This window comes from Xanthomonas sp. WHRI 8393, from assembly GCF_040203315.1.
Classification (GTDB): Bacteria; Pseudomonadota; Gammaproteobacteria; order Xanthomonadales; family Xanthomonadaceae; genus Xanthomonas; species Xanthomonas arboricola.
This window is the reverse complement of the sequence record NZ_JBEGGL010000008.1, coordinates 24,703-43,508: the sequence shown is the minus strand read 5'-3', so window position 1 is coordinate 43,508 and position 18,806 is coordinate 24,703. Positions and strand designations below refer to the sequence as shown.

Below are 18,806 nucleotides of genomic sequence, written 5' to 3'. Positions count from 1 at the left end.
CTTCTCCCATTGGGAGAAGGTGGCGCGCAGCGCCGGATGAGGATACGTCGTGGCTGGCAGTGGCGATGTGCGAATTTCCACAGGATGGAGCGAAGCAATGATGGTGGAAGCGACGATAAAAGCTTTTGTAGAAGCCTCGATTTCTGCAGAGGAGTTTGAACGGAAGATTCAGTCAGATGCGTCCTTCGAACGTCTTCTAAAGAATGAAGTTCAACTTCCTGCCTACATCCAGGAAGCTGATCTCTACACGCATCTGATCAGCCAGGACTACAGCCGGATCGGCTCTGTCTACAATGTTCAAAAACTACTTTGCAGCTTCTTGAAGAAACACGAGGTTGCGCATGTCTGTAGTGAAAAATATGGCGAGTTACTCGAGTTGACACTGAAAGTTCAGCCCAAATGGCTTGATCTTCCATCCTGGTACTTCTCCCTTGCTATCGAAGGTCAGGGCGATAGCAAGGGAAAGGAACTAGTGAGAATTTTAAAAGACAAGATCGCGCAGGATTTTCGTTTCTTGAAATCGGCGCCGAAATGGCTGCAAGGCCCTGATTGGCCTATCGTTGAAGGACGGCCGTTGGTGTTTGTAGGGCAGATCGATATTGGCAGCCTCCGTCACGACACTGCGCAGCTATACATTTTCTATGATGATCACACTGGAGCATTCGTAAATTTCAGCCAGTCCTGCTAGAGGCTGCCGAGCTGGCAATACCAGCGGCCAGCGAAAGTTTTCATGTCATGCGTACACGTGCAACGCATCCGATAGCAGACGAGCGCGTTGCATCTACGCATTGCGGTCGTAAATTGGACATGTAACCGTCACTACGAGCGTGCCGTTGTGCGCTGCCCGATGCATTCACAGCATCATCCGTGACACCCTGCGATCGAATCGAACGCAGAGCAACAGACGGCAGGATGCGCAGAAAATGCATCGGGCGAGCTCTACAACCTTGCTTGAGCAACTGTGCGACCGCCGCAGCTGGATTGATCCACATCAATGGCTGCGTCGCTGGACCCTGTCAGGCTGCCATCACCGGCGATGCTGCCAGTCACTTCGGAGGTCACCATGTACAAACGTATCCTGATCGCCATCGATGCGTCCGAGTTGTCGCATCGCGGTTTGTTCCAAGGCCTGGAATTGGCCAAGGCCACCGGTGCCAAGGTGGATATCGTCACCGTGTCCGAGCCGTGGGCAATGGGCATGTACGACGCGATGGGCTGGAGCGTGGGCTACGAGGCAAGTCCGGAGTACCGCAAGGAACGCGAAGCTGCCGCAGAGAAGATCCTGCGCCCGGCGCTGGAGCTGGCGGCCGCGGCCAATATCAAGGCCACGTCGCGTCACGTGCTGGACCGCTTCGCCGCCGAAGGCATCGTGCAGACCGCCAAGGAGTGCAACAGCGATCTGATCATCATGACCTCGCACGGCCGCCGTGGCATGCGCCGCATGCTGCTTGGCAGCCAGACGGTGGAGGTGCTGACGCACAGTTCGATCCCGGTGCTGGTGATCCGCTGATCGCCGGATATTTTGCTGCGCCAGAGCAGATGCAAAGCGTCCTACGTTCCAAGTCGCACAATCTCTCGTAGGAGCGCGCCTGAGCGCGACGGGGCGTTATCGGTAAAGCCTCATCGCGCTCAGGCGCGCTCCTACGCGGATTGCGGATTGGAGGTCAGTTTTCCATTGGTGCCGGCTGTGCAAGACGCCGTAACGCGTCGGTATGCAAGGGAGCGGGGCGCACCGGTGGCAGGCCGGCACGCACCGGCGCGTCATCCCGGCGTACGTGCTGGTTGAGCTCACGCAGGAAGCGCCCCACCGGAATGTAGTGTCCGCGGCGTGGCGCATGCGTCGGCGGTGCGGCGCGGCACTGGCGGCGCCAGTGCATCGGCGGCATGCCGAAACGCTGCTGGAAACAGCGTTGGAACTGTCGCTCCGACGCAAAGCCCATCTCATATAGCAGCCAGGTCAGGCTGCACTCCGGGTAGGCCTGCAGGTAACGGTACGCGGCGTACAGGCGCTGCTCGCGGATATAGCTGGCCACGCCCCCGCGCGACTGGAACAGCCGGTACAACGACGCACGCGACAGCCCGAACGCCTGCTGCAGGGACTCGGTACCGAGCTCGGCCTCGCCGATGTGCTGCTCGATGTAGGCCAGCAGACCGCTCATCAGCGGCGCATGCGCCTGCACCGATGCCTGCGGGACGATGGCGCCGTAATAGTTGGTGTTGCGCATGCGGGTGCTGCCTGCGGCCCACTCCCCGGGGCCTGTCATCTGGTCAACCGAGAAAAGCGGCGCCAACCCATCATTGCCTGTCGTGAACCCGGTGCTGCGTCACGCATTGGTGCGATCGACCGCAGTCCAGATCGATCGTCCGGTCCTTTCCTCGCTGCACCGCGATACTGGAAGCGCCTGGCCCGGCCTACGCGTCGGTGTGGTGGCTGATGCGGAGCCAATGGCATCGCATCGAGATCGGGGCTGGCAACGGCCGGCACGGGGTTGCGTGGGGGCGCACTGATTCGCCGCGTCGAACGGACAGGTCCTGCAGCGCGATGCCGGTCGCCAAGCGAATACCGAGGGCACCACGGCCCGACGACCCGCGGCAAAAGCGGTCGCAGATCACATGCTCGATGTCGCGAGACGATTTGTCGGGTGGTGGGCGGAGCCGCTTCTAAGGTGGTGCAACGGTAGACGCAACAGCCGTCGCAATCACTTCCGCACACCTGCGACTGATCCCGACAGCCATCGGTATCGCGCGCTGGACGGGCAGTCGGACAGCTTGTTCTTGGCGCCTTTGCCGCACACGTTTCAAGCCAGTGCCCGCTCTGCAGGAGACTTCAATGTCGTTCAATATCATCAGTTGCGATGGCGGCGGAATTCGCGGCCTGATCACCGCGATCCTCATCCAGGACCTGGATCAACACAGCAGTATCCTCAGCCACGCCAATTGCTTTGCCGGCACTTCCACTGGCGGCCTGCTTGCGCTGGCATTGGTGAAAAACGTCCCGATCGGCACGATCATCGAGATGTACATGACCAAGGGCGCCAGCATTTTCGAACCCAATGGGTGGTTGCTCGATCAACAGGCGCAGGTGCAACGGCAAGGGGTGGATGCGGCACTGGGAAGCGGGCCGGGCTTCTTCAGCAGTCAGTACAAGAATGATGGCTTGATCCAGATCGCAAGCGGTCTCTTGGGTACAACGCAACTTGCGCAAGCGCAGCGCCTCGTCGTCGTCAACGCCGCACGCCTGTGGGATGCGAGCAGTGCAAACTGGATGCCTGCCACGTTCTCCAACGGCGCCAACAATGCATACAGGCAGATCAGCATGGTCGATGCCGCATTGGCGACGTCTGCCGCGCCAACCTACTTCCCGCCTTATCGGATCGCCAACACGAACGAGGATTACGGTTTCTTCGCCGACGGCGGCGTGTTCGCCAACAATCCGGCCATGACCGCAGTGGCCGAGGCCATCGCCAGCGGCCAGGTGACCAACATCGGCGATATCCAGCTGCTGTCGCTTGGAACCGGCAGCAGCCCGCAAGGAATTCCGGCCGCCGCGATCGGTAATCCGCTGGGCTGGGGCGCAACATCCTGGCTGCATCCCTGGGCCAGCGGCCCTGTCCCGGCCATGCCGTTGCTGAATCTGACCATGGACGCGACGGCCGAGCTTGCAAGCATCCAGGCCGAGCAGGTGCTGGCCGGCAACTTCAGGCGCGCCAATGTCGAGCTGCAACATCCCTACGCACTGGATGACTGGAAGCATGTCGCCGATCTGGCCAGCCAGACCCAGGCTTACCTGCAGACAGATGCCTGGAAACAGACGCGTGACTGGGTTGCCAGCCGCTGGACATAGGGCGGCTAGCGGATCTGTGCGCACGCGCAGCGTGGAGCTTCCGTGCGTGCAGCCGCGTCGGCAGCCCGCTCGCGGGATTCAATCGTTTTGCCCGCAGCCACCAGGCAGCTCGCCGTGCGTGGCGTGCCGGCCAGGCGTTGACCCGGAATCCGGACGCGTTGGCAGCGCCAGTGTCGTCGTTTCCAGGTCGTAGCTGTGTTCCAGCCGGAACACATTGTGTTGGTTTGCCACCAGGAGAAAAAGAATGAGCATTGCATCGCCACATCTGCAGGATGAATCCGGCATCGAATGGACCGACGCCGTCAGTGACAAGGGCATTCCCTATCAGATCGGGTTTCGCGGCAGCAACCAGGAGCCGGTGCCAGCCGATGCTGCAGGTGAAGAAGCGAAGAAAGATTTCGGCATTGCGGTTGCTTGGCCGCTGACCGGAAACAACTGGACCGATACCACCGCAGAGGTCAAATCGATTGCTGCGATTCCTCGCTACAGTCTCGGAGCCTACGGCGGAACCTGGGCCTACATCCTGTATTTCAGCAACACCGAGCACTACGACTACTATTTCTACGACAAGACAGGCGATAGCTATCAGGTCAACACCTATCGCAACGGCGATCACTACGTCCGCTACAACTCGAGTGATCCGGCGATTGCCTTTATCAAAGGCAGCTGATTGCCGGACGTCGGCCAGGCGCCGGCCGCAACGCCGCGATTGCGGCCGGCGTCAATGCATCTCGATCCCGGCAAGAACCTGAAATGTTGTCTCGGTGGGCGTGTCCATCTGCTCCCTGATGTCGAGCGAACGTGGCAGAGGTTGGAAGCGGCATGAGTGCAGGCGCCGTCTCAAGTGGCGTGCATGCTCTGACGACATTCACGACTGCGGCGTCCAGCGACTCAGGGTTGTTTGCCACTGCAGGAGCCGCTAGACCGCAACCGGGTGCGTTGTGCGTCAGTCCCACGTCTGTTGCCACCACCCGCGTCACGATGTCCTGGAAACCCGATGAAGAATGCGGAGTTGCGCATCCAGGGTCGCTGCAGGCTGCGTCAATGGTGTGCCAGGGTGCCGGGTGACCGGCAGCCCATGGCGAGAGGCGAGTCGGGGCAGCCTTCCCAGCCCCGAAAAAAGGGCACTTATCATGGCTATCACGATCCTTTCCGCTGTATACGGTACCGGCAATGCAGGAGTCGATGTCACCCAGCTATGCCAGAGTAGCGTCGATACAGGCAATGACGATATCACCGCAAGCAATACCTTCTTCGGGACCGACCCCGATCCGGGCACAGTCAAAAACTTTGCGATTCTTTACAAGAATCCGGCGTTGAACAATGGGAATCCCATTGCGCTCGGTTGTGCGGAAAATGGCCAGATCGATCTGGTGCCTAATCCGCCTACTGCCAGTACGCCCGTTCCGGTGCCTAGCAACCCCAGTTTTACCGTCGTGCGTGCAATGTACGGGACCGGCAACAACGGTTACGACGTCACCTCGATCTGCCAGTGGCTGCTCAACAACGGCGGCACAGCGATCCCGGTGAGCAACGCGACGTTCGGCGGGGACCCAGATCCCAACGTCAAGAAGAGTTTTGCCATCGTCTACACCGCCGTGGGCGGCGGCGCGCAGCAGTTCCGTGCCGGTGCAGAAGGTTCGACATTGAACTTGAGCTAGTCTTTTTTGAGCGGGGATTTACAGAGCTCACATGCCGCACATCAAGCGGACTGTTGGATCCGTGACGGTCTAGTACCTTCTCCCATCAGCGGGGAAGGACTGGAAGGCATGCAGCGCAGGAGACGCTGCCGGAAGAGCGCAATACCGGGTCGTGAGGAGCAAAACCCTGTAGCGCAAGGAGCGATATCGTCAATCCGGATCCGTTCAAGCGCAACAACCCGATGGAAGGCACGCTATCCGCAGCGAACTGGTGGATGCCGTGGCTCTGTGGAAAGGCAGGATCTACGGCCCGGCATCCGGCAAGACCGGCAATGCCACGCTCACGCATGGGGCGGATGGCTTCTTGACGGTGGCGGGCTGCGTGGCCTTCTTCCGTCAGGGGCCGACCTGGTAGCCCGCACCGTGGTGGCTGTCCGACCCGGGCGGCCCGACGCGCGTGGTCGGGGGACCAGGCAGGCGAGCTAAACCGTTTGGTTTTGAAGTGCCTGCCCGGTCGCCAATGCGGGATACTGCGCTCCCACGCAGGCGAGATGGACCGGATGTCCGAGCTGCCGATCACCGAGTTGTTGCAGGCCTGGCAGCGCGACGAGCCCGGCGCGGGCGACGCATTGGCGCGGCAGGTCTACGAGGTGCTGCGCGCCACCGCGTTGCGCGAGCTGCGGCGCGATGTGCGTGCCGGCCTGCAGGCGACCGAGGTGGTGCACGAGGCGTGGATGCGGCTGGAGCAGGGCCAGCAGGCGTTTCGCTCGCGCGCGCATTTCTATGCGGTGGCGGCGCTGCAGATGCGCCATTTGCTGGTGGATCTGGCGCGCCACCATGCCAGCGCCAAGCGGCTGGGGCAGGCAGTGACCTTGACGATCAGCCTGTCCGACGGTACGCCACGGCCGGAGGCCTTGATGGTAGTCGCCGATGCCTTCGACAAGCTGGCGCGGGTGGACGAGCGCAAGGCCAAGGCCTTCGCGCTGACCGAGCTGGTGGGTTTCAGCGTGGCCGAGGCGGCCGAGCAACTGGAGGTGTCGGTGCCGACGCTGGAGCGCGATCTGCGCTTCGCGCGCGTATGGCTGGCGGCGCAGCTGTGAGCGGCGCCGCCACCTCCTGGCAGCGCTTGGAGGCCTTGTTCCATCAGGCCTGTCAGCTGCCGGTAGAGGCGCGCGAGGCATTCGCGCGTGCGCAGGCCGGCGACGATGCGGTCCTGCGCGATGAGTTGCTGGCGATGCTGGCGGTGGAATCGCAGGCCACGCTGCGCGTGCGTGCGCCGTTGCAACAGGCCGCCGCGGCACTGCGCGCGCCGCTGCCGGAACTGCCGGCCGGCACGCGCTTTGGTGCCTGGGCGATCGACCGCCTGATCGGCGCCGGCGGCATGGGCCAGGTCTATCTGGGCCATCGCGCCGACGGTGCCTACGAGCGCGAGGTGGCGATCAAGCTGGTGGCCGCCGAAGCCCTGGATGTGCAGGGCCGGGCCTTGTTCGAATTCGAATGCCGGCTGCTGGCGCAGATGGTGCACCCGGCGATCGCGCAGATCCACGACGTGGGCACCGATGCGCACGGCCGTCCGTATCTGGTGATGGAGTATCTGCGCGGCGAGCCGATCACCTGGTGGTGCGATGCGCACCTGCTGTCGCTGCAGGCGCGCGTGCTGCTGATGCTGCGGGTGGGCGAGGCGGTGCAGCACGCGCACCAGAAAGGCGTGATCCATCGCGATCTCAAACCGAGCAACGTGCTGGTCAGCGCGGTCGACGGGCGACCGATGCCGGGCGTGATCGATTTCGGCATCGCCGTCGATGCGTCCAACCCCGGCATGACCTCCGCGCATGGCCGTGGCACGCCCGGCTACATGAGCCCGGAACAGGCGCGCGGCGCGCCGGAGGTGGACGCACGCAGCGACATCTATGCGCTGGGCGCGATGTTCTACGAACTGAGTTGCGGGCTGGCCCCGGTGGCAGACCGCGACGGCGTGCCGCAGCCGCCATCGCAGCGGGTGGCTGCGGTGCCGGCCGATGCGCGCGCGCGAATCTGCGCGGCGCGTGCGACCAGCCACGGCAAGCTGCAGGATCAGCTGCGCGATGGCCTGGATGCGATCGTGCTGCGCGCGCTGGCGCCGGAACCGGGCGCGCGCTACGCGTCGGTGTCGGCCTTGCTGGAGGATCTGCACCGTTGGCTGGATGGTTATCCGCCAGGTGCGTTGCAGGCCGGCGGCTGGTTGCGGCTACGCAAGTTCACCCAGCGCCATCGCAGCGGCGTGCTGGCTGCTGCACTTGTTTCGATCGCGCTGGTTGCCGGCCTGGGTGCAACACTGTGGTCGCTGCAACACGCTGCGCGCGATGCGCAGCGCGCACAGGTCACCGGCGACTTCATGGGTTCGGTGCTGTCCAGCGTGGACCCGGGCATTGCGCAGGATCTGGACAAGACGCTGATGCTGCGCGTGCTGCAGCAGGCCTCGCAGCGTGCCGCGCGTGAGTTGGCCGAGCAGCCCGATGCACGCACGCACGTGGAGCTGACCCTGGGCCGCACGCTGATCGCGCTGGGCGATTATCCGCAGGCGGTGCTGCATCTGCGCATCGCCCAGACCTTGGCGCGGCAGCACATGGGCGCGGCCAGCGTGCCGGCCCTGAAAGCGGCCTCGATGCTTGGCCAGGCGCTGACCGGCGCCGGCAAGGCCAGCGAGTCCGAGCACGTGCTGCGCCAGAGCATCGCGCTGGCGGCAGGCGGCGATGCAGAACAGCAGGCGCTGGGCAACGAGATGCGCGCGCGGCTGGCCTGGGCGTTGCGCGACCAGGGCCGCATGGCCGATGCCATGGCACAGGGCCGGCATGCCTATGTCGCCGCGCTGGCCAACAGCGCCAGCACCACCGATCAACGCATCGATGCCGGCAATGTCTATGCCGGCCTGCTGGCCGACGTCGGCCAGCTGCTGCCGGCGATCGCCCTGCAGCGCAGCCTGCTGCGCGAGCGTATCGCCATGCGCGGGCCGGAGCACCCGCTGGTGCTGTCGATGCGCAACAGCCTGGCGGTGTTCCTGCTGATGCAACGCGACTTTGCCGCTGCCGAAACCGAACTGGCCTCGTTGCTGCGCCTCACCCGCAAGCTCTACGGCGACAACGCCGCCGACACCTTGATGGTGGAAAGCAACCTGGCCCACGCATTGCGGCAGCAGGGCAAGCTGGCCGACGCCGGCCCGCATTACCGCGCCGTCCTGGAGCGCGCGCGCACCCTGTTCGGCGACGATGCGCCGGCCACCATCGGCTATCGCAGCAACCATGCGTTGTGGCTCTTGGACAGTGGTCAGCTGGATGCCTCGCTGGCCGAACAGCGCGCGTCGCTGGCGTCGTCCATGCGGATACTGGGCCGTGCGCATCCACAGACCGCCGAGATCCTGCGCGGCCTGTCCGAAGCCGAGCGCAGGCTCGGCCAGCTGGCCGCCGCGCGCGACCACGCACAGCAGGCATTGCAGATTCTGACCGGCATCTATGGCGATGCCGAGCAACCCTTGCGCGCGGCACGCCAGACCTTGGCACTGGTCGCCCCGGCCAAGGCGCTTGCCGCAACCTCCAGCGCAGAAACCATGGAGTCGGTGGCGCAACGCTGAGATGAAGTATCGGGCCGGCCAAGTGCCGCCGGCCGTCTGCTGCCGCAGGGCGACAGCACAGGCAATCCCTGTCGCCATGCGGCGGCGTACCGAAACCGGCCGGCCATCTCGCCCGGCACTAGGCTGATGTCACCGAAACCAGCGCCGCAAGACCCGCGAGGCTTACGCTCTACGATTCCCGATTCCCGAATCACCAGCTATACAGCTTCCAATACACCTTATTGACCTTGTCCTTCTCCGCATCGGTATGCCCGTCGTGGTCGCGGTCGTACAGGAAGTAGGGCGCACCGCGGGCAGGCGTCACCCGCACCATTTCCAGCTGGCCGTTGACCCGGTACTCGTCGACCTTGTCGCCGTTGCCCATGGTCTTGCTGGTGACATCTGCACCGGCGGGGATACCGTCGCCGGCAGTACCGCCGGAGGTGGTGGCGCAGCCGCCGAGCAGCAGTAACGGCAGCAGCAAAAGACTCGCTCTCTTCATCGTCGTCATCCGTTCTAGGTCGTCGGCAAGTATGCGCCGGCACGATGTGGCGTGAGCGTGCAGCGTAGAATTGGCGCATGAGCAGATTAGTCCTGATCGACGGGTCCAGTTACCTGTACCGCGCGTTCCACGCGCTTCCGCCGCTGACCAATGCCCAGGGCGAGCCCACTGGTGCCTTGTTCGGCGTGGTCAACATGCTGCGCGCCACCCTGAAGGAACGCCCGGCCTATGTCGCGTTCGTGGTGGATGCGCCTGGCAAGACCTTCCGTGACGATCTGTATGCCGACTACAAGGCCAATCGCCCGTCGATGCCCGACGACCTGCGCGCGCAGGTGCAGCCGATGTGCGACATCGTGCATGCGCTGGGCATCGACATCCTGCGCATCGATGGCGTGGAAGCCGACGATGTGATCGGCACGCTGGCCCTGCAGGCCGCCGCCGACGGCCTGAGCGTGACCATCTCCACCGGCGACAAGGACTTTGCCCAGCTGGTCCGCCCGGGCATCGAACTGGTCAACACCATGAGCGGCAGCCGCATGGATTCGGACGAGGCGGTGATCGCCAAGTTCGGCGTGCGCCCCGACCAGATCGTCGACCTGCTGGCGCTAATGGGCGACACCGTGGACAACGTGCCCGGCGTGGAGAAGTGCGGCCCCAAGACCGCCGCCAAATGGCTGGCCGAATACGACTCGCTCGATGGGGTGATCGCCAACGCCGACAAGATCAAGGGCAAGATCGGCGACAACCTGCGCGCCGCGTTGCCACGGCTGCCGCTCAACCGCGAACTGGTCACCATCAAGACCGACGTGACCCTGGCCAGCGGCCCGCGCGCGCTGGACCTGCGCGAGCCCAACGCCGAAACGCTGGCGGTGCTGTACGCACGCTACGGCTTCACCCAGGCGCTGCGCGAACTCGGCGGTGCAGCCGCCCAGGCCGGCCTGCCGACCGAACCGATGCCGTTGGGAGCCGCCGCAGCCAGCGCCCGCACCGAACCCGGCCGCGCGCGCGGCACCGGCTTCGTGTCCGGCCCGGCCAGCGCCCCGGTGGACCTGGACCCCGCGTTGTCGGCGCCCGGCCAGTACGAGACCATCCTGACCCAGGAACAGCTCGACAACTGGATCGCGCGCCTGCGCGCCGCCGGCCAGTTCGCCTTCGATACCGAAACCGACAGCCTGGACCCGCTACAGGCCGACCTGATCGGCCTGAGCGTGGCCGCCGAGCCAGGCCAGGCGGCGTATCTGCCGTTCGGCCACAACTTCCCCGGCGCCCCGGCCCAGCTCGACCGTGCCCAGGCGCTGGCGCAGCTGGCGCCGTTGCTCACCGACCCTGCGGTGCGCAAGCTCGGCCAGCACGGCAAGTACGACCTGCACGTGATGCGCCGCCACGGCATCGCCCTGGCCGGCTACAGCGACGACACCCTGCTGGAGAGCTTCGTGCTCAATTCCGGCAGCGCCCGCCACGACATGGACAGCCTGGCCAAGCGCTACCTGGGCTATGACACGGTCAAGTACGAGGACGTCTGCGGCAAGGGCGCCAAGCAGATCCCGTTCGCCCAGATCAGCCTGGACGACGCCACCCGCTACGCCGCCGAAGATGCCGACATCACCCTGCGCCTGCACCAGGTGCTCGGCCCCAGGCTGGCCGCCGAGCCGGGCCTGGAGCAGGTCTACCGCGACATCGAGATGCCGCTGGTGGAAGTACTGGCACGCATCGAAGCCAACGGCGTGTGCGTGGACGCGGCCGAACTGCGCCGCCAGAGCGCGGACCTGTCCAAGCGCATGCTCGCCGCCCAGCAGAAGGCCACCGAGCTGGCCGGGCGCAGCTTCAACCTGGATTCGCCCAAACAGCTGCAGGCGCTGCTGTTCGACGAGCTCAAGCTGCCCGCCGTGGTCAAGACGCCCAAGGGCCAGCCTTCGACCAACGAAGAGGCGCTGGAAGCCATCGCCGACCAGCACGAGCTGCCGCGGGTGATCCTGGAATACCGCGGCCTGACCAAGTTGCGCAGCACCTACACCGACAAGCTGCCGGAAATGATCCACCCGCAGTCCGGGCGCGTGCACACCAGCTACCACCAGGCCGGCGCGGCCACCGGGCGGCTGTCCTCGTCCGATCCCAACCTGCAGAACATCCCGATCCGCACCGAAGACGGCCGCCGCATCCGCCGCGCCTTCGTCGCCCCGGCCGGGCGCAAGCTGATCGCCTGCGATTACTCGCAGATCGAGCTGCGCATCATGGCGCACCTGTCCGGCGACCCCGGCCTGGTCGGTGCGTTCGAGTCCGGCGCCGACGTGCACCGCGCCACCGCCGCCGAGGTGTTCGGCCGCACCATCGACACCGTCAGCGCTGACGAGCGCCGCGCCGCCAAGGCGATCAACTTCGGCCTGATGTACGGCATGAGCGCGTTTGGTCTGGCCCGCCAGCTCGGCATCGGCCGCGGCGAGGCGCAGGACTACATCGCGCTGTACTTCAGCCGCTACCCGGGCGTACGCGACTTCATGGAAACCACCCGCCAGCAGGCGCGTGACAAGGGCTACGTGGAGACGGTGTTCGGCCGCCGGCTGTATCTGGACTTCATCAACGCCGGCAGCCAGGGCCAGCGCGCCGGCGCCGAGCGCGCCGCCATCAACGCACCGATGCAGGGCACCGCAGCGGACATCATCAAGCGCGCCATGGTCAGCGTGGACGGCTGGATCGCCGACCACGCCGAGCGCGCGCTGATGATCCTGCAGGTGCACGACGAACTGGTATTCGAAGCCCAGACCGATTTCGTCGACACGCTGCTGAGCGAAGTGACCACGCGCATGTCGGCCGCAGCCGAATTACGCGTGCCGCTGGTGGTCGATTCCGGCGTTGGCGATAACTGGGATGAGGCGCACTGACGCAGCAGATAAGGCGGATATGCTGAATGCGCAGACCAGACATAATACGAATCGAGCCTGCGCCGATGGAATGAATAACCGCTAAATTCTACATATTTTTAACAGTTATCTTCACGATCCATCAATGTAGAAAATGGTGTTATATCCCTCGACGGGCGCAACGCCTGTCGGCAGATCTCTCCCATCCCCTGGAGCAGATCTCGGAGCGGAAACTACTCCCCAAGTTTCCGTTCCCTGGCCCCGCCGACCTCCCCCTGGTCTGCGGGGCTTTTTATTTCCGGCCTGCAATTATTTTGCTACGCAACATAACCGGTTCATCGTATTGCACGCTCCACCGGCGTCGCGGGAAATCACAAATTTAAATAGGTCGAATTAACTCAATCGATCAACACAGCGTTTCATTAGCGCTGCGTTTTTAATCGACCGATTCGACCGAGCCAGTCGCGCGGGACCAGATAGTCCATCAGCCGCGCCTCGGCGCTGCCCGGTTCTGGCGTAAAGCCGTATTCCCAGCGCACCCGTGGGGGCAGGCTCATCAGGATGCTTTCGGCCCGCCCGCCACTTTGCAGGCCGAACAAGGTGCCGCGGTCGTAGACCAGGTTGAACTCCACGTAGCGACCGCGGCGGTAGAGCTGGAACTCGCGCTCACGCTCGCCGTAGGGCGTGTCCTTGCGGCGCTCGACGATCGGCAGGTAGGCATCCAGGAAGCCGTCGCCAACCGCGCGCTGGTAGGCGAAGTCGCGTTCGAAATCCTGCCCCAGGTCGTCGAAGAACAGCCCGCCCACGCCACGCGTCTCGTTGCGGTGACGCAGGAAGAAGTACTCGTCGCACCAGCGCTTGTGCGCGGCATAGCGCTCCTCGCCGAATGGCGCGCACAGCGCCTGCGCGGTGCGGTGCCAGTGCAGCACGTCCTCGTCCACCGGATAGAACGGGGTCAGGTCGAAGCCGCCACCGAACCAGGCCGCCACCACCTCGCCATCGCGCTCGGCACGGAAGTAGCGCACATTGGCGTGGGTGGTGGGGATGTGCGGGTTGTGCGGGTGGAACACCAGCGACACGCCGCAGGCGCGCCACGTCGCCCCTGCCAGCTCTGGCCGGTGCGCACTGGCCGAAGGCGGCAGGCGCGAGCCGGACACGTCCGAAAACCCGATGCCGGCCTGCTCGAACACCGCGCCATCGCGCAGGATGCGGGTGCGCCCGCCACCGCCTTCCTCGCGCTGCCACAGGTCTTCGGCAAAACGCGCGCTGCCATCGATGGCTTCCACGGCAGCGCAGATACGGTCCTGCAGGCCGGTCAAATAATCGCGTACACGGTCGAATTCGTTCATGCCACGATTCTAAGCGGTGCATCGCGCTTCATGCAGTCGGGCAAACGCGCCCGTTTGTCGCAGGGCGAGGCGCTGCGTCGTGTAGGCATCGGGTGCTTGAGTAGTCAGGCTTTGCCGGGTCGTCCCACGCCCGGATTTCTATGCTGGCTGTTTTCGGCAGGGGGTTGGGCGGTGTGGGCTAGGCAGCAGAAGCAGAAGCAGAAGCAGAAGCAGACGCGAAAGCGAAAGCAGGGCATGCGATCGGCGGTTTGGTTGCAGGGCCCTTGCCTGCCCACCCTCGCAGGACACGCCGCAAGTACGTCCCTGTAGGCTCTTACGCGGCATCCATGCCGCGTAAGGTCCCGCGACGGTGGGCGGGCAAGGACCTGTCGAGATGGTCGGTGTGCATGGTTTTCAACAAAACAGCCGGCAACCGGTGCGTTGTCCTCGCCGCGCTCTCGACGCTGTGAGTTTGCTGCAGGGCCCTTGCCCGCCCACCCTCGCAGGACACGCCGCAAGTACATCCTTGTAGGCTCTTACGCGGCATCCATGCCGCGTCAGGTCCCGCGACGGTGGGCGGACAAGGACCTGTCGAGCTGGTCGGTGTGCATGGTTTTCAACAGAACCGCCTGCGACCGGTGCGGTGTCCTCCCCGCTTCCTGAAAGCTGAGTTTGCTGCACGGCCCTTGCCCGCCCACCCTCGCGGGACACGCCTCAAGTACGTCCTTGTAGGCGCTTACGCGGCATCTATGCCGCGTAAGGTCCCGCGACGGTGGGCGGGCAAGGACCCGTCGCGATGGTGGGTGTGCATAGTTTCGACAGAGCAACCGGTAACCGGTGCGGTGTCCTTATCGGTTCCGGGACCCTTGGCGGCATGGATGCTGCCAGGAAGCCTCCACAGACGGATTCACGGCGTGTCCTGGAAGTGCTGAGGGCATGCGCCCTCGACTCACCGGGCTTGTGATTCAAGCCTCGTGCCGTGTCTAACCGTCGCCACGGCTCGACGTCTCGATTCCCTCATCCGTTGCGCTCGCGCGAGGCGGCAAATTCGGCGCGCACTGCGGGCGTGCATAACCGCCATGCCAGCGCTGCGTGGAGACAGCCGATTGCCAGCACGCCCAGGCCTGTCAGCAGCAACGCCGCCTGGCGGGTTGCCTGCAGGCGTGCCTGCAGCTGCGGCCACTCGGGGCTGTGCACGACATCGGCCGGCAGCATTGCCTGCACGCCCTCGAACAGCGGCCCGATCAACGCCAGGCCACCGACATTGAGCAGTGCGGTCACCAGCAACACCGCCACGAACCCGACCCGCGCCCACTCGCGTCGCTGCAGCAAGGCCCAGCTCAACCATGCGAAGGCCACCGACAGCACCACGCCTACGACGGACAATGACAACGCATGATCGATCAACCACTGCAACGAGGTGGGCAGGCTGATCCCTTCGGGCAAGCCCAGCGCCGCCGCGTCGGGCATCAGTACGATCATCATGATCTGCAGCAGGTTGGACATCGCACTGACGACACCCAGCAGCAGGGACACCCATGCCAGCGGCGTGACGAAGCCGCCGCGCGGTCGAGGGCGCGGTGCCGGCGCGCTCATTGCAGCGCTGCGATATGGGCGGCCACGGCGGCCTGGCCATCCGGATCCAGGGCCGGCTGCAGTTGCGCGTACCAACCGGGCAGGGCGTCGGCCGGCAGGCACTGGCGCAACAACGGTGTGCTGCGCTTCAGGAAGGCCTCGAAGAAGGGCAGCCCGCGCACGTAGAGGAAGTGGCTGTCGGTGATCGACATGCCGGCGTACGCCTCGCGCAACCACTCCAGATGCGGCAACGCGTGCGCGCCGTGACCGGCGCGGGTCAGCGCGGTGAGGAAGCTGGTGCGTGCGGTGGCCGGCGAGGTGGAGCGCTCCTGCGCATTCAGATCGTCGAAGGTCAGCAGCCACTGTTCGCCACGATCGATCTCGTTGCACATCACCGAAGTGGTCGCCAACTGCAATGCGTTGTGCGCGGTAGGCTCCAGTTCGTACAGCGCCAGCCAGTGCGGGTATGCCTCGCGGTAGCGGTCCAGCGCGCTCAATGCCAACGCGCAAAGACGTTGCGCGTCGGCACCCAGGTGCAGCTGCGCTTGCGCAGCGTTGTAGGCGCCCAGCTGATCGCCGCGCTGGAACAGGCTCAGTGCGGGCTGCAGTGCCGGGTCGATCTGGACCTCGGTATCGGTGTCATCGGTTGCAGCTGCCGGCGCTGCGGTCGGTTCGGCTCGGGGCGTCTTCGCCACCGGGGTCTTGCGTCCAAACAAACGGTCCCACAGGCCCATCGCGATTACCTTCTGCGCGCCGCGAATCGGAAACCGCTGCGGTGCCGGCGGCGCTCCGGTCGGGCGGCGGGCCGGCAAAGGGGAGCGCAATGCGCCAGCGGTCTGCCGATCCTGCGCCAAGCTTAGGGCCAGTTGCGTACGTGCAGGTGAGTGCCGCGCAGGGTGACGCATGGCGATGGCTAACGTGGCAGCGCACCACGCGTGCAACCTGGGCGATCTGTCGCTTGCTGCAGCATGGGGATGCCGCCGCCGCGCGCGATGTATCGACCGGGCGATGCAGCACGCATCGCCCGGCCGCAGCCGCATGGCTTACGGCTTTACCTGCTCATTGAACAGCTTGAGGATGCGCTTGTATTCGTCCAGCCACGAATCGGCGCGTGTAAAGCCATGGCGTTCCAGCGGATACGGTGCCACCTGCCAATTGTCCTTGTGCAGCTCCATCAACTTCTGGGTCATGTCGACCGAGTCCTTGAAGAACACGTTGTCGTCGATCATGCCGTGCGCGATCAGCAGATGGTCGCGCAGTCCATCTGCGTAATTGATCGGCGATGAGGTCTTGTAGGCCTCGGGATCGAGCTCGGGCGTGTTGAGGATGTTGGAGGTGTACTCGTGGTTGTACTGCATCCAGTCGCCGACCGGACGCAGCGCCGCGCCGGCCTTGAAGGTGCCGGGGCTGCGGAACAGCGCCATGTAGGTCATGAAGCCGCCGTACGAGCCGCCGTAGATGCCGGCGCGCGCGCGGTCGCCCTGCTTCTGCGTCACCAGCCACTCCAGCCCGTCCAGATAGTCTTCCAGCTCCGGGTGGCCCATGTTGCGGTAGATCGCGGTGCGCCAGTCGCGGCCGTAGCCTTCCGAGGCGCGGTAGTCCAGGTCCAGCACGATGTAGCCCTGCTGCACCAGCAGGTTGTGGAACATTTGCTCGCGGAAGTACGGCGTGTAGCGCTGCGAGACGTTCTGCAGATAGCCCGCGCCGTGCACGAACATCACGATCGGATACTGCTTGCCGGGCTCGGGGTTCTGCGGCCCGTAGTACTTGCCCCAGACCGTGCCGGCGCCATGCTTGGACGGTACCTGCACGTACTGCGGCGCGATCCACGGCTGCGCCTTGAACGCGGGCGTGCGGGTGTCGGTCAGCAGCGTGGCCTGGCCGCCTGCGGCCGGCACCACCGCCAGCTGCGGTGGCAGGTAGCTGCCTGAGTAACGCACCAGCAGTTGCTGCCCGTTCGGCGACAGGCTGAAGCCTTCCACGCCATTCAACGCAGTGACTTCGCTGAGCTGGTCGCTGCGCAGATCCAGCTTGCACACCTCGTAATCGCCTGGCCATTTCTGGTTGCACAGGAAGAACATGCTGCTGCCGTCGGCGCTGGGCACCGGCATCGACACTTCCCACTTGCCGCGCGTGCGCTGGCGCGGCTTGCCATTGCCTTCCACCGTGTACAGCTGCGAATAGCCGGATTCTTCCGACAGCAGCCACAGCGTGCGGTTGTCGGGCAGCCAGCCGAAATCGTTGAAGTCCCAGTTGATCCAGGCGCTGTCGCTCAGGCGGTGCCGCGGCTGCAACGTGGCGTTGGCCAGGTCCACGCTGGCGATCCAGCGGTCCTTGTTGTCCACCGCGCGAATCTCCACCGCCACATTGCGCCCGTCGTCGCTCCAGTGCACCGCCGGCCCGCTGCCGTCGCCGTCGCTTTCCACACGGACGGCGCGGTTGCCCTTGAGCGCGTCGCGCTTGGCGGCCTTGCGCAGCGCGGCCAGCGGGTCGGTGGCGATGCCCGGCAGGGTGTCGAAGGACAGCGGTCTTGCAGTGCCGGCGCTGACATCGACCAACCACAGCGCATGCGCCACCGGCGCGTTGCGACCGACGCGGGTGCGCACTTCCTGGAATTCCTCGTAACCGGATTCGGTCACGTACTTGGGCATCTTGCCGGCCTGGCCCTCTTCGGCACTCTTGGCCTGGGTGACCACCAGCAGGTGGCGGCCGTCCGGCGACAACGCGCTGTCGACGATCTCCACCTCATCGCCCAGGTACACCGGCGCTGCCGCACGCGTGGCATCGGCGCGGCGCCAGGCGTCTTCCTGGGTGCGTAACGCATCGCGCTGCTCACGGTCGCGCCGCAGCGTGGCCAGCGTGGCCAACTGCTGCTCGCGCAACACATCGGCCTTGGGCGCAGCGCTGGGATTGCGCTCGGCCTTGACCACTGCAACCTGCGCCGTGCCGCCGTCGGCGCGCCAGTGGTACCAGTTGTTGCCCGCGCGCCAGATCGCGCCGCCATCGCTGGCAAATTGCGGCCGCGATTCGACCTCGTTGCTGCGGGTCAGCTGGGTCAGTGCGCCGGAGCGCAGGTCACGCAGGAAGATGTCGCCATTGCGCGCGAACAGCATGCGCTGACGGGCCGCGTCGTAGCTCGGGTTATCCGCATCCAGGCCGGCGCGGGCGTTGTCGGCCACGCGTTCGGCGCTGCCGCCGCCGGCGCCCTGGCGATAGGTGTCGCGCACCGGGGAACCGTCGCGCTTGAGCAGGTATTGCACCTGTTTGCCGTCCCACTGCCACCAGGCCTGATCCACCGACGGCCCGATCCAGTCCGGATCGGCCATCACCTGTTCGATGGTGAGCGGTGTAACGGATTGCGCATGCGCGGTGACAGCCAGCAACAACAAGGACAGCGGCAACAATCTGGGCATCGGTAACAACTGGACGCAACGAGGAGCGGACAAGCCTAGCAGCTCGCTTCCGCCGGGGGC

The 18,806-nt window shown here is 65.0% G+C and carries 16 protein-coding genes; 9 read left to right on the top strand and 7 right to left on the bottom strand.

Features of this window, described 5'->3' with window-relative positions; genetic code table 11:
• Window positions 1–49 precede the first annotated feature (49 nt).
• Window positions 50–688: a hypothetical protein gene (locus tag ABQ137_RS19260; RefSeq protein WP_184519931.1), complete on the top strand. Its 639-nt coding sequence runs from the start codon at window positions 50–52 to the stop codon at window positions 686–688.
• A gap of 375 nt (window positions 689–1,063) precedes the next feature.
• The gene (locus ABQ137_RS19255; protein WP_016902734.1) at window positions 1,064–1,510 is read left to right on the top strand and encodes a universal stress protein; all 447 of its coding nucleotides are present in this window, start codon (window positions 1,064–1,066) and stop codon (window positions 1,508–1,510) included.
• A 154-nt stretch (window positions 1,511–1,664) separates the two neighbouring features.
• On the opposite strand, the gene tagK is transcribed toward ABQ137_RS19255, so the two are convergent.
• Entirely contained in the window at window positions 1,665–2,291 is a 627-nt protein-coding gene (gene tagK, locus ABQ137_RS19250) for a transcriptional regulator TagK (RefSeq protein ID WP_184519933.1), read from the bottom strand.
• A 539-nt stretch (window positions 2,292–2,830) separates the two neighbouring features.
• On the opposite strand from tagK, the gene ABQ137_RS19245 reads away from it, so the two are divergent.
• Entirely contained in the window at window positions 2,831–3,844 is a 1,014-nt protein-coding gene (locus ABQ137_RS19245) for a patatin-like phospholipase family protein (protein WP_167710070.1), read from the top strand.
• 78 nt (window positions 3,845–3,922) lie between these two features.
• On the opposite strand, the gene ABQ137_RS19240 is transcribed toward ABQ137_RS19245, so the two are convergent.
• On the bottom strand, window positions 3,923–4,096 hold the full coding sequence (locus tag ABQ137_RS19240; protein ID WP_155758421.1) for a hypothetical protein: 174 nt from the start codon (window positions 4,094–4,096) through the stop codon (window positions 3,923–3,925).
• Here ABQ137_RS19240 and ABQ137_RS19235 point away from each other — a divergent pair.
• From ABQ137_RS19235 to ABQ137_RS19215, 5 genes are all read left to right on the top strand, one after another.
• A complete protein-coding gene (locus ABQ137_RS19235) occupies window positions 4,089–4,514 on the top strand; it encodes a hypothetical protein (RefSeq protein WP_184519936.1) in 426 nt (141 codons plus the stop codon). The two genes, ABQ137_RS19240 and ABQ137_RS19235, sit on opposite strands and share 8 nt — an antisense overlap.
• A gap of 463 nt (window positions 4,515–4,977) precedes the next feature.
• Window positions 4,978–5,505, top strand: a complete 528-nt coding sequence (locus ABQ137_RS19230) for a hypothetical protein (RefSeq protein ID WP_104628246.1) — start codon at window positions 4,978–4,980, stop codon at window positions 5,503–5,505.
• A gap of 259 nt (window positions 5,506–5,764) precedes the next feature.
• Window positions 5,765–5,899, top strand: a complete 135-nt coding sequence (locus ABQ137_RS19225) for a DUF2147 domain-containing protein (protein ID WP_228960521.1) — start codon at window positions 5,765–5,767, stop codon at window positions 5,897–5,899.
• Between the two features lie 145 nt (window positions 5,900–6,044).
• Window positions 6,045–6,584, top strand: a complete 540-nt coding sequence (ecfK, locus tag ABQ137_RS19220; protein WP_046346102.1) for an ECF-type sigma factor EcfK — start codon at window positions 6,045–6,047, stop codon at window positions 6,582–6,584.
• Window positions 6,563–9,091, top strand: a complete 2,529-nt coding sequence (locus ABQ137_RS19215) for a serine/threonine-protein kinase (protein WP_349783383.1) — start codon at window positions 6,563–6,565, stop codon at window positions 9,089–9,091. The genes ecfK and ABQ137_RS19215 overlap by 22 nt, the downstream gene beginning before the upstream one ends.
• Before the next feature lie 190 nt (window positions 9,092–9,281).
• Here the strand turns inward: ABQ137_RS19215 and ABQ137_RS19210 are convergent, their stop codons facing one another.
• Window positions 9,282–9,572, bottom strand: coding sequence for a DUF2782 domain-containing protein (locus tag ABQ137_RS19210; protein ID WP_026064381.1), 291 nt, complete (start codon window positions 9,570–9,572; stop codon window positions 9,282–9,284).
• Between the two features lie 77 nt (window positions 9,573–9,649).
• On the opposite strand from ABQ137_RS19210, the gene polA reads away from it, so the two are divergent.
• Window positions 9,650–12,451 carry a DNA polymerase I gene (polA, locus tag ABQ137_RS19205; RefSeq protein WP_349783382.1) on the top strand — a complete coding sequence of 934 codons (2,802 nt, stop codon included), beginning with the start codon at window positions 9,650–9,652 and terminating at the stop codon, window positions 12,449–12,451.
• 401 nt (window positions 12,452–12,852) lie between these two features.
• On the opposite strand, the gene hemF is transcribed toward polA, so the two are convergent.
• The 4 genes from hemF to ABQ137_RS19185 form a co-directional block, all read right to left on the bottom strand.
• A complete protein-coding gene (hemF, locus tag ABQ137_RS19200) occupies window positions 12,853–13,779 on the bottom strand; it encodes an oxygen-dependent coproporphyrinogen oxidase (protein WP_349783381.1) in 927 nt (308 codons plus the stop codon).
• Window positions 13,780–14,775: 996 nt separating this feature from the next.
• A complete protein-coding gene (locus tag ABQ137_RS19195) occupies window positions 14,776–15,354 on the bottom strand; it encodes a hypothetical protein (RefSeq protein ID WP_349783380.1) in 579 nt (192 codons plus the stop codon).
• Entirely contained in the window at window positions 15,351–16,067 is a 717-nt protein-coding gene (locus tag ABQ137_RS19190) for a hypothetical protein (protein ID WP_349783379.1), read from the bottom strand. The genes ABQ137_RS19195 and ABQ137_RS19190 overlap by 4 nt, the downstream gene beginning before the upstream one ends.
• A gap of 309 nt (window positions 16,068–16,376) precedes the next feature.
• Window positions 16,377–18,737 (bottom strand): S9 family peptidase, encoded by a 2,361-nt coding sequence (locus ABQ137_RS19185; RefSeq protein ID WP_349783378.1) that lies wholly within the window; start codon window positions 18,735–18,737, stop codon window positions 16,377–16,379.
• Window positions 18,738–18,806: the final 69 nt, after the last annotated feature.

Bases quoted from the DNA above. Each gene is read 5' to 3' on its own strand.
- ABQ137_RS19255 (WP_016902734.1), top strand. From the start codon at position 1,064: ATGTACAAACGTATCCTGATCGCCATCGATGCGTCCGAGTTGTCGCAT.
- ABQ137_RS19245 (WP_167710070.1), top strand. From the start codon at position 2,831: ATGTCGTTCAATATCATCAGTTGCGATGGCGGCGGAATTCGCGGCCTG.
- ABQ137_RS19235 (WP_184519936.1), top strand. From the start codon at position 4,089: ATGAGCATTGCATCGCCACATCTGCAGGATGAATCCGGCATCGAATGG.
- ABQ137_RS19240 (WP_155758421.1), bottom strand. From the start codon at position 4,096: ATGCTCATTCTTTTTCTCCTGGTGGCAAACCAACACAATGTGTTCCGG.
- ABQ137_RS19230 (WP_104628246.1), top strand. From the start codon at position 4,978: ATGGCTATCACGATCCTTTCCGCTGTATACGGTACCGGCAATGCAGGA.
- ecfK (WP_046346102.1), top strand. From the start codon at position 6,045: ATGTCCGAGCTGCCGATCACCGAGTTGTTGCAGGCCTGGCAGCGCGAC.
- ABQ137_RS19215 (WP_349783383.1), top strand. From the start codon at position 6,563: ATGGCTGGCGGCGCAGCTGTGAGCGGCGCCGCCACCTCCTGGCAGCGC.
- ABQ137_RS19210 (WP_026064381.1), bottom strand. From the start codon at position 9,572: ATGAAGAGAGCGAGTCTTTTGCTGCTGCCGTTACTGCTGCTCGGCGGC.
- polA (WP_349783382.1), top strand. From the start codon at position 9,650: ATGAGCAGATTAGTCCTGATCGACGGGTCCAGTTACCTGTACCGCGCG.
- hemF (WP_349783381.1), bottom strand. From the start codon at position 13,779: ATGAACGAATTCGACCGTGTACGCGATTATTTGACCGGCCTGCAGGAC.
- ABQ137_RS19195 (WP_349783380.1), bottom strand. From the start codon at position 15,354: ATGAGCGCGCCGGCACCGCGCCCTCGACCGCGCGGCGGCTTCGTCACG.
- ABQ137_RS19190 (WP_349783379.1), bottom strand. From the start codon at position 16,067: ATGGGCCTGTGGGACCGTTTGTTTGGACGCAAGACCCCGGTGGCGAAG.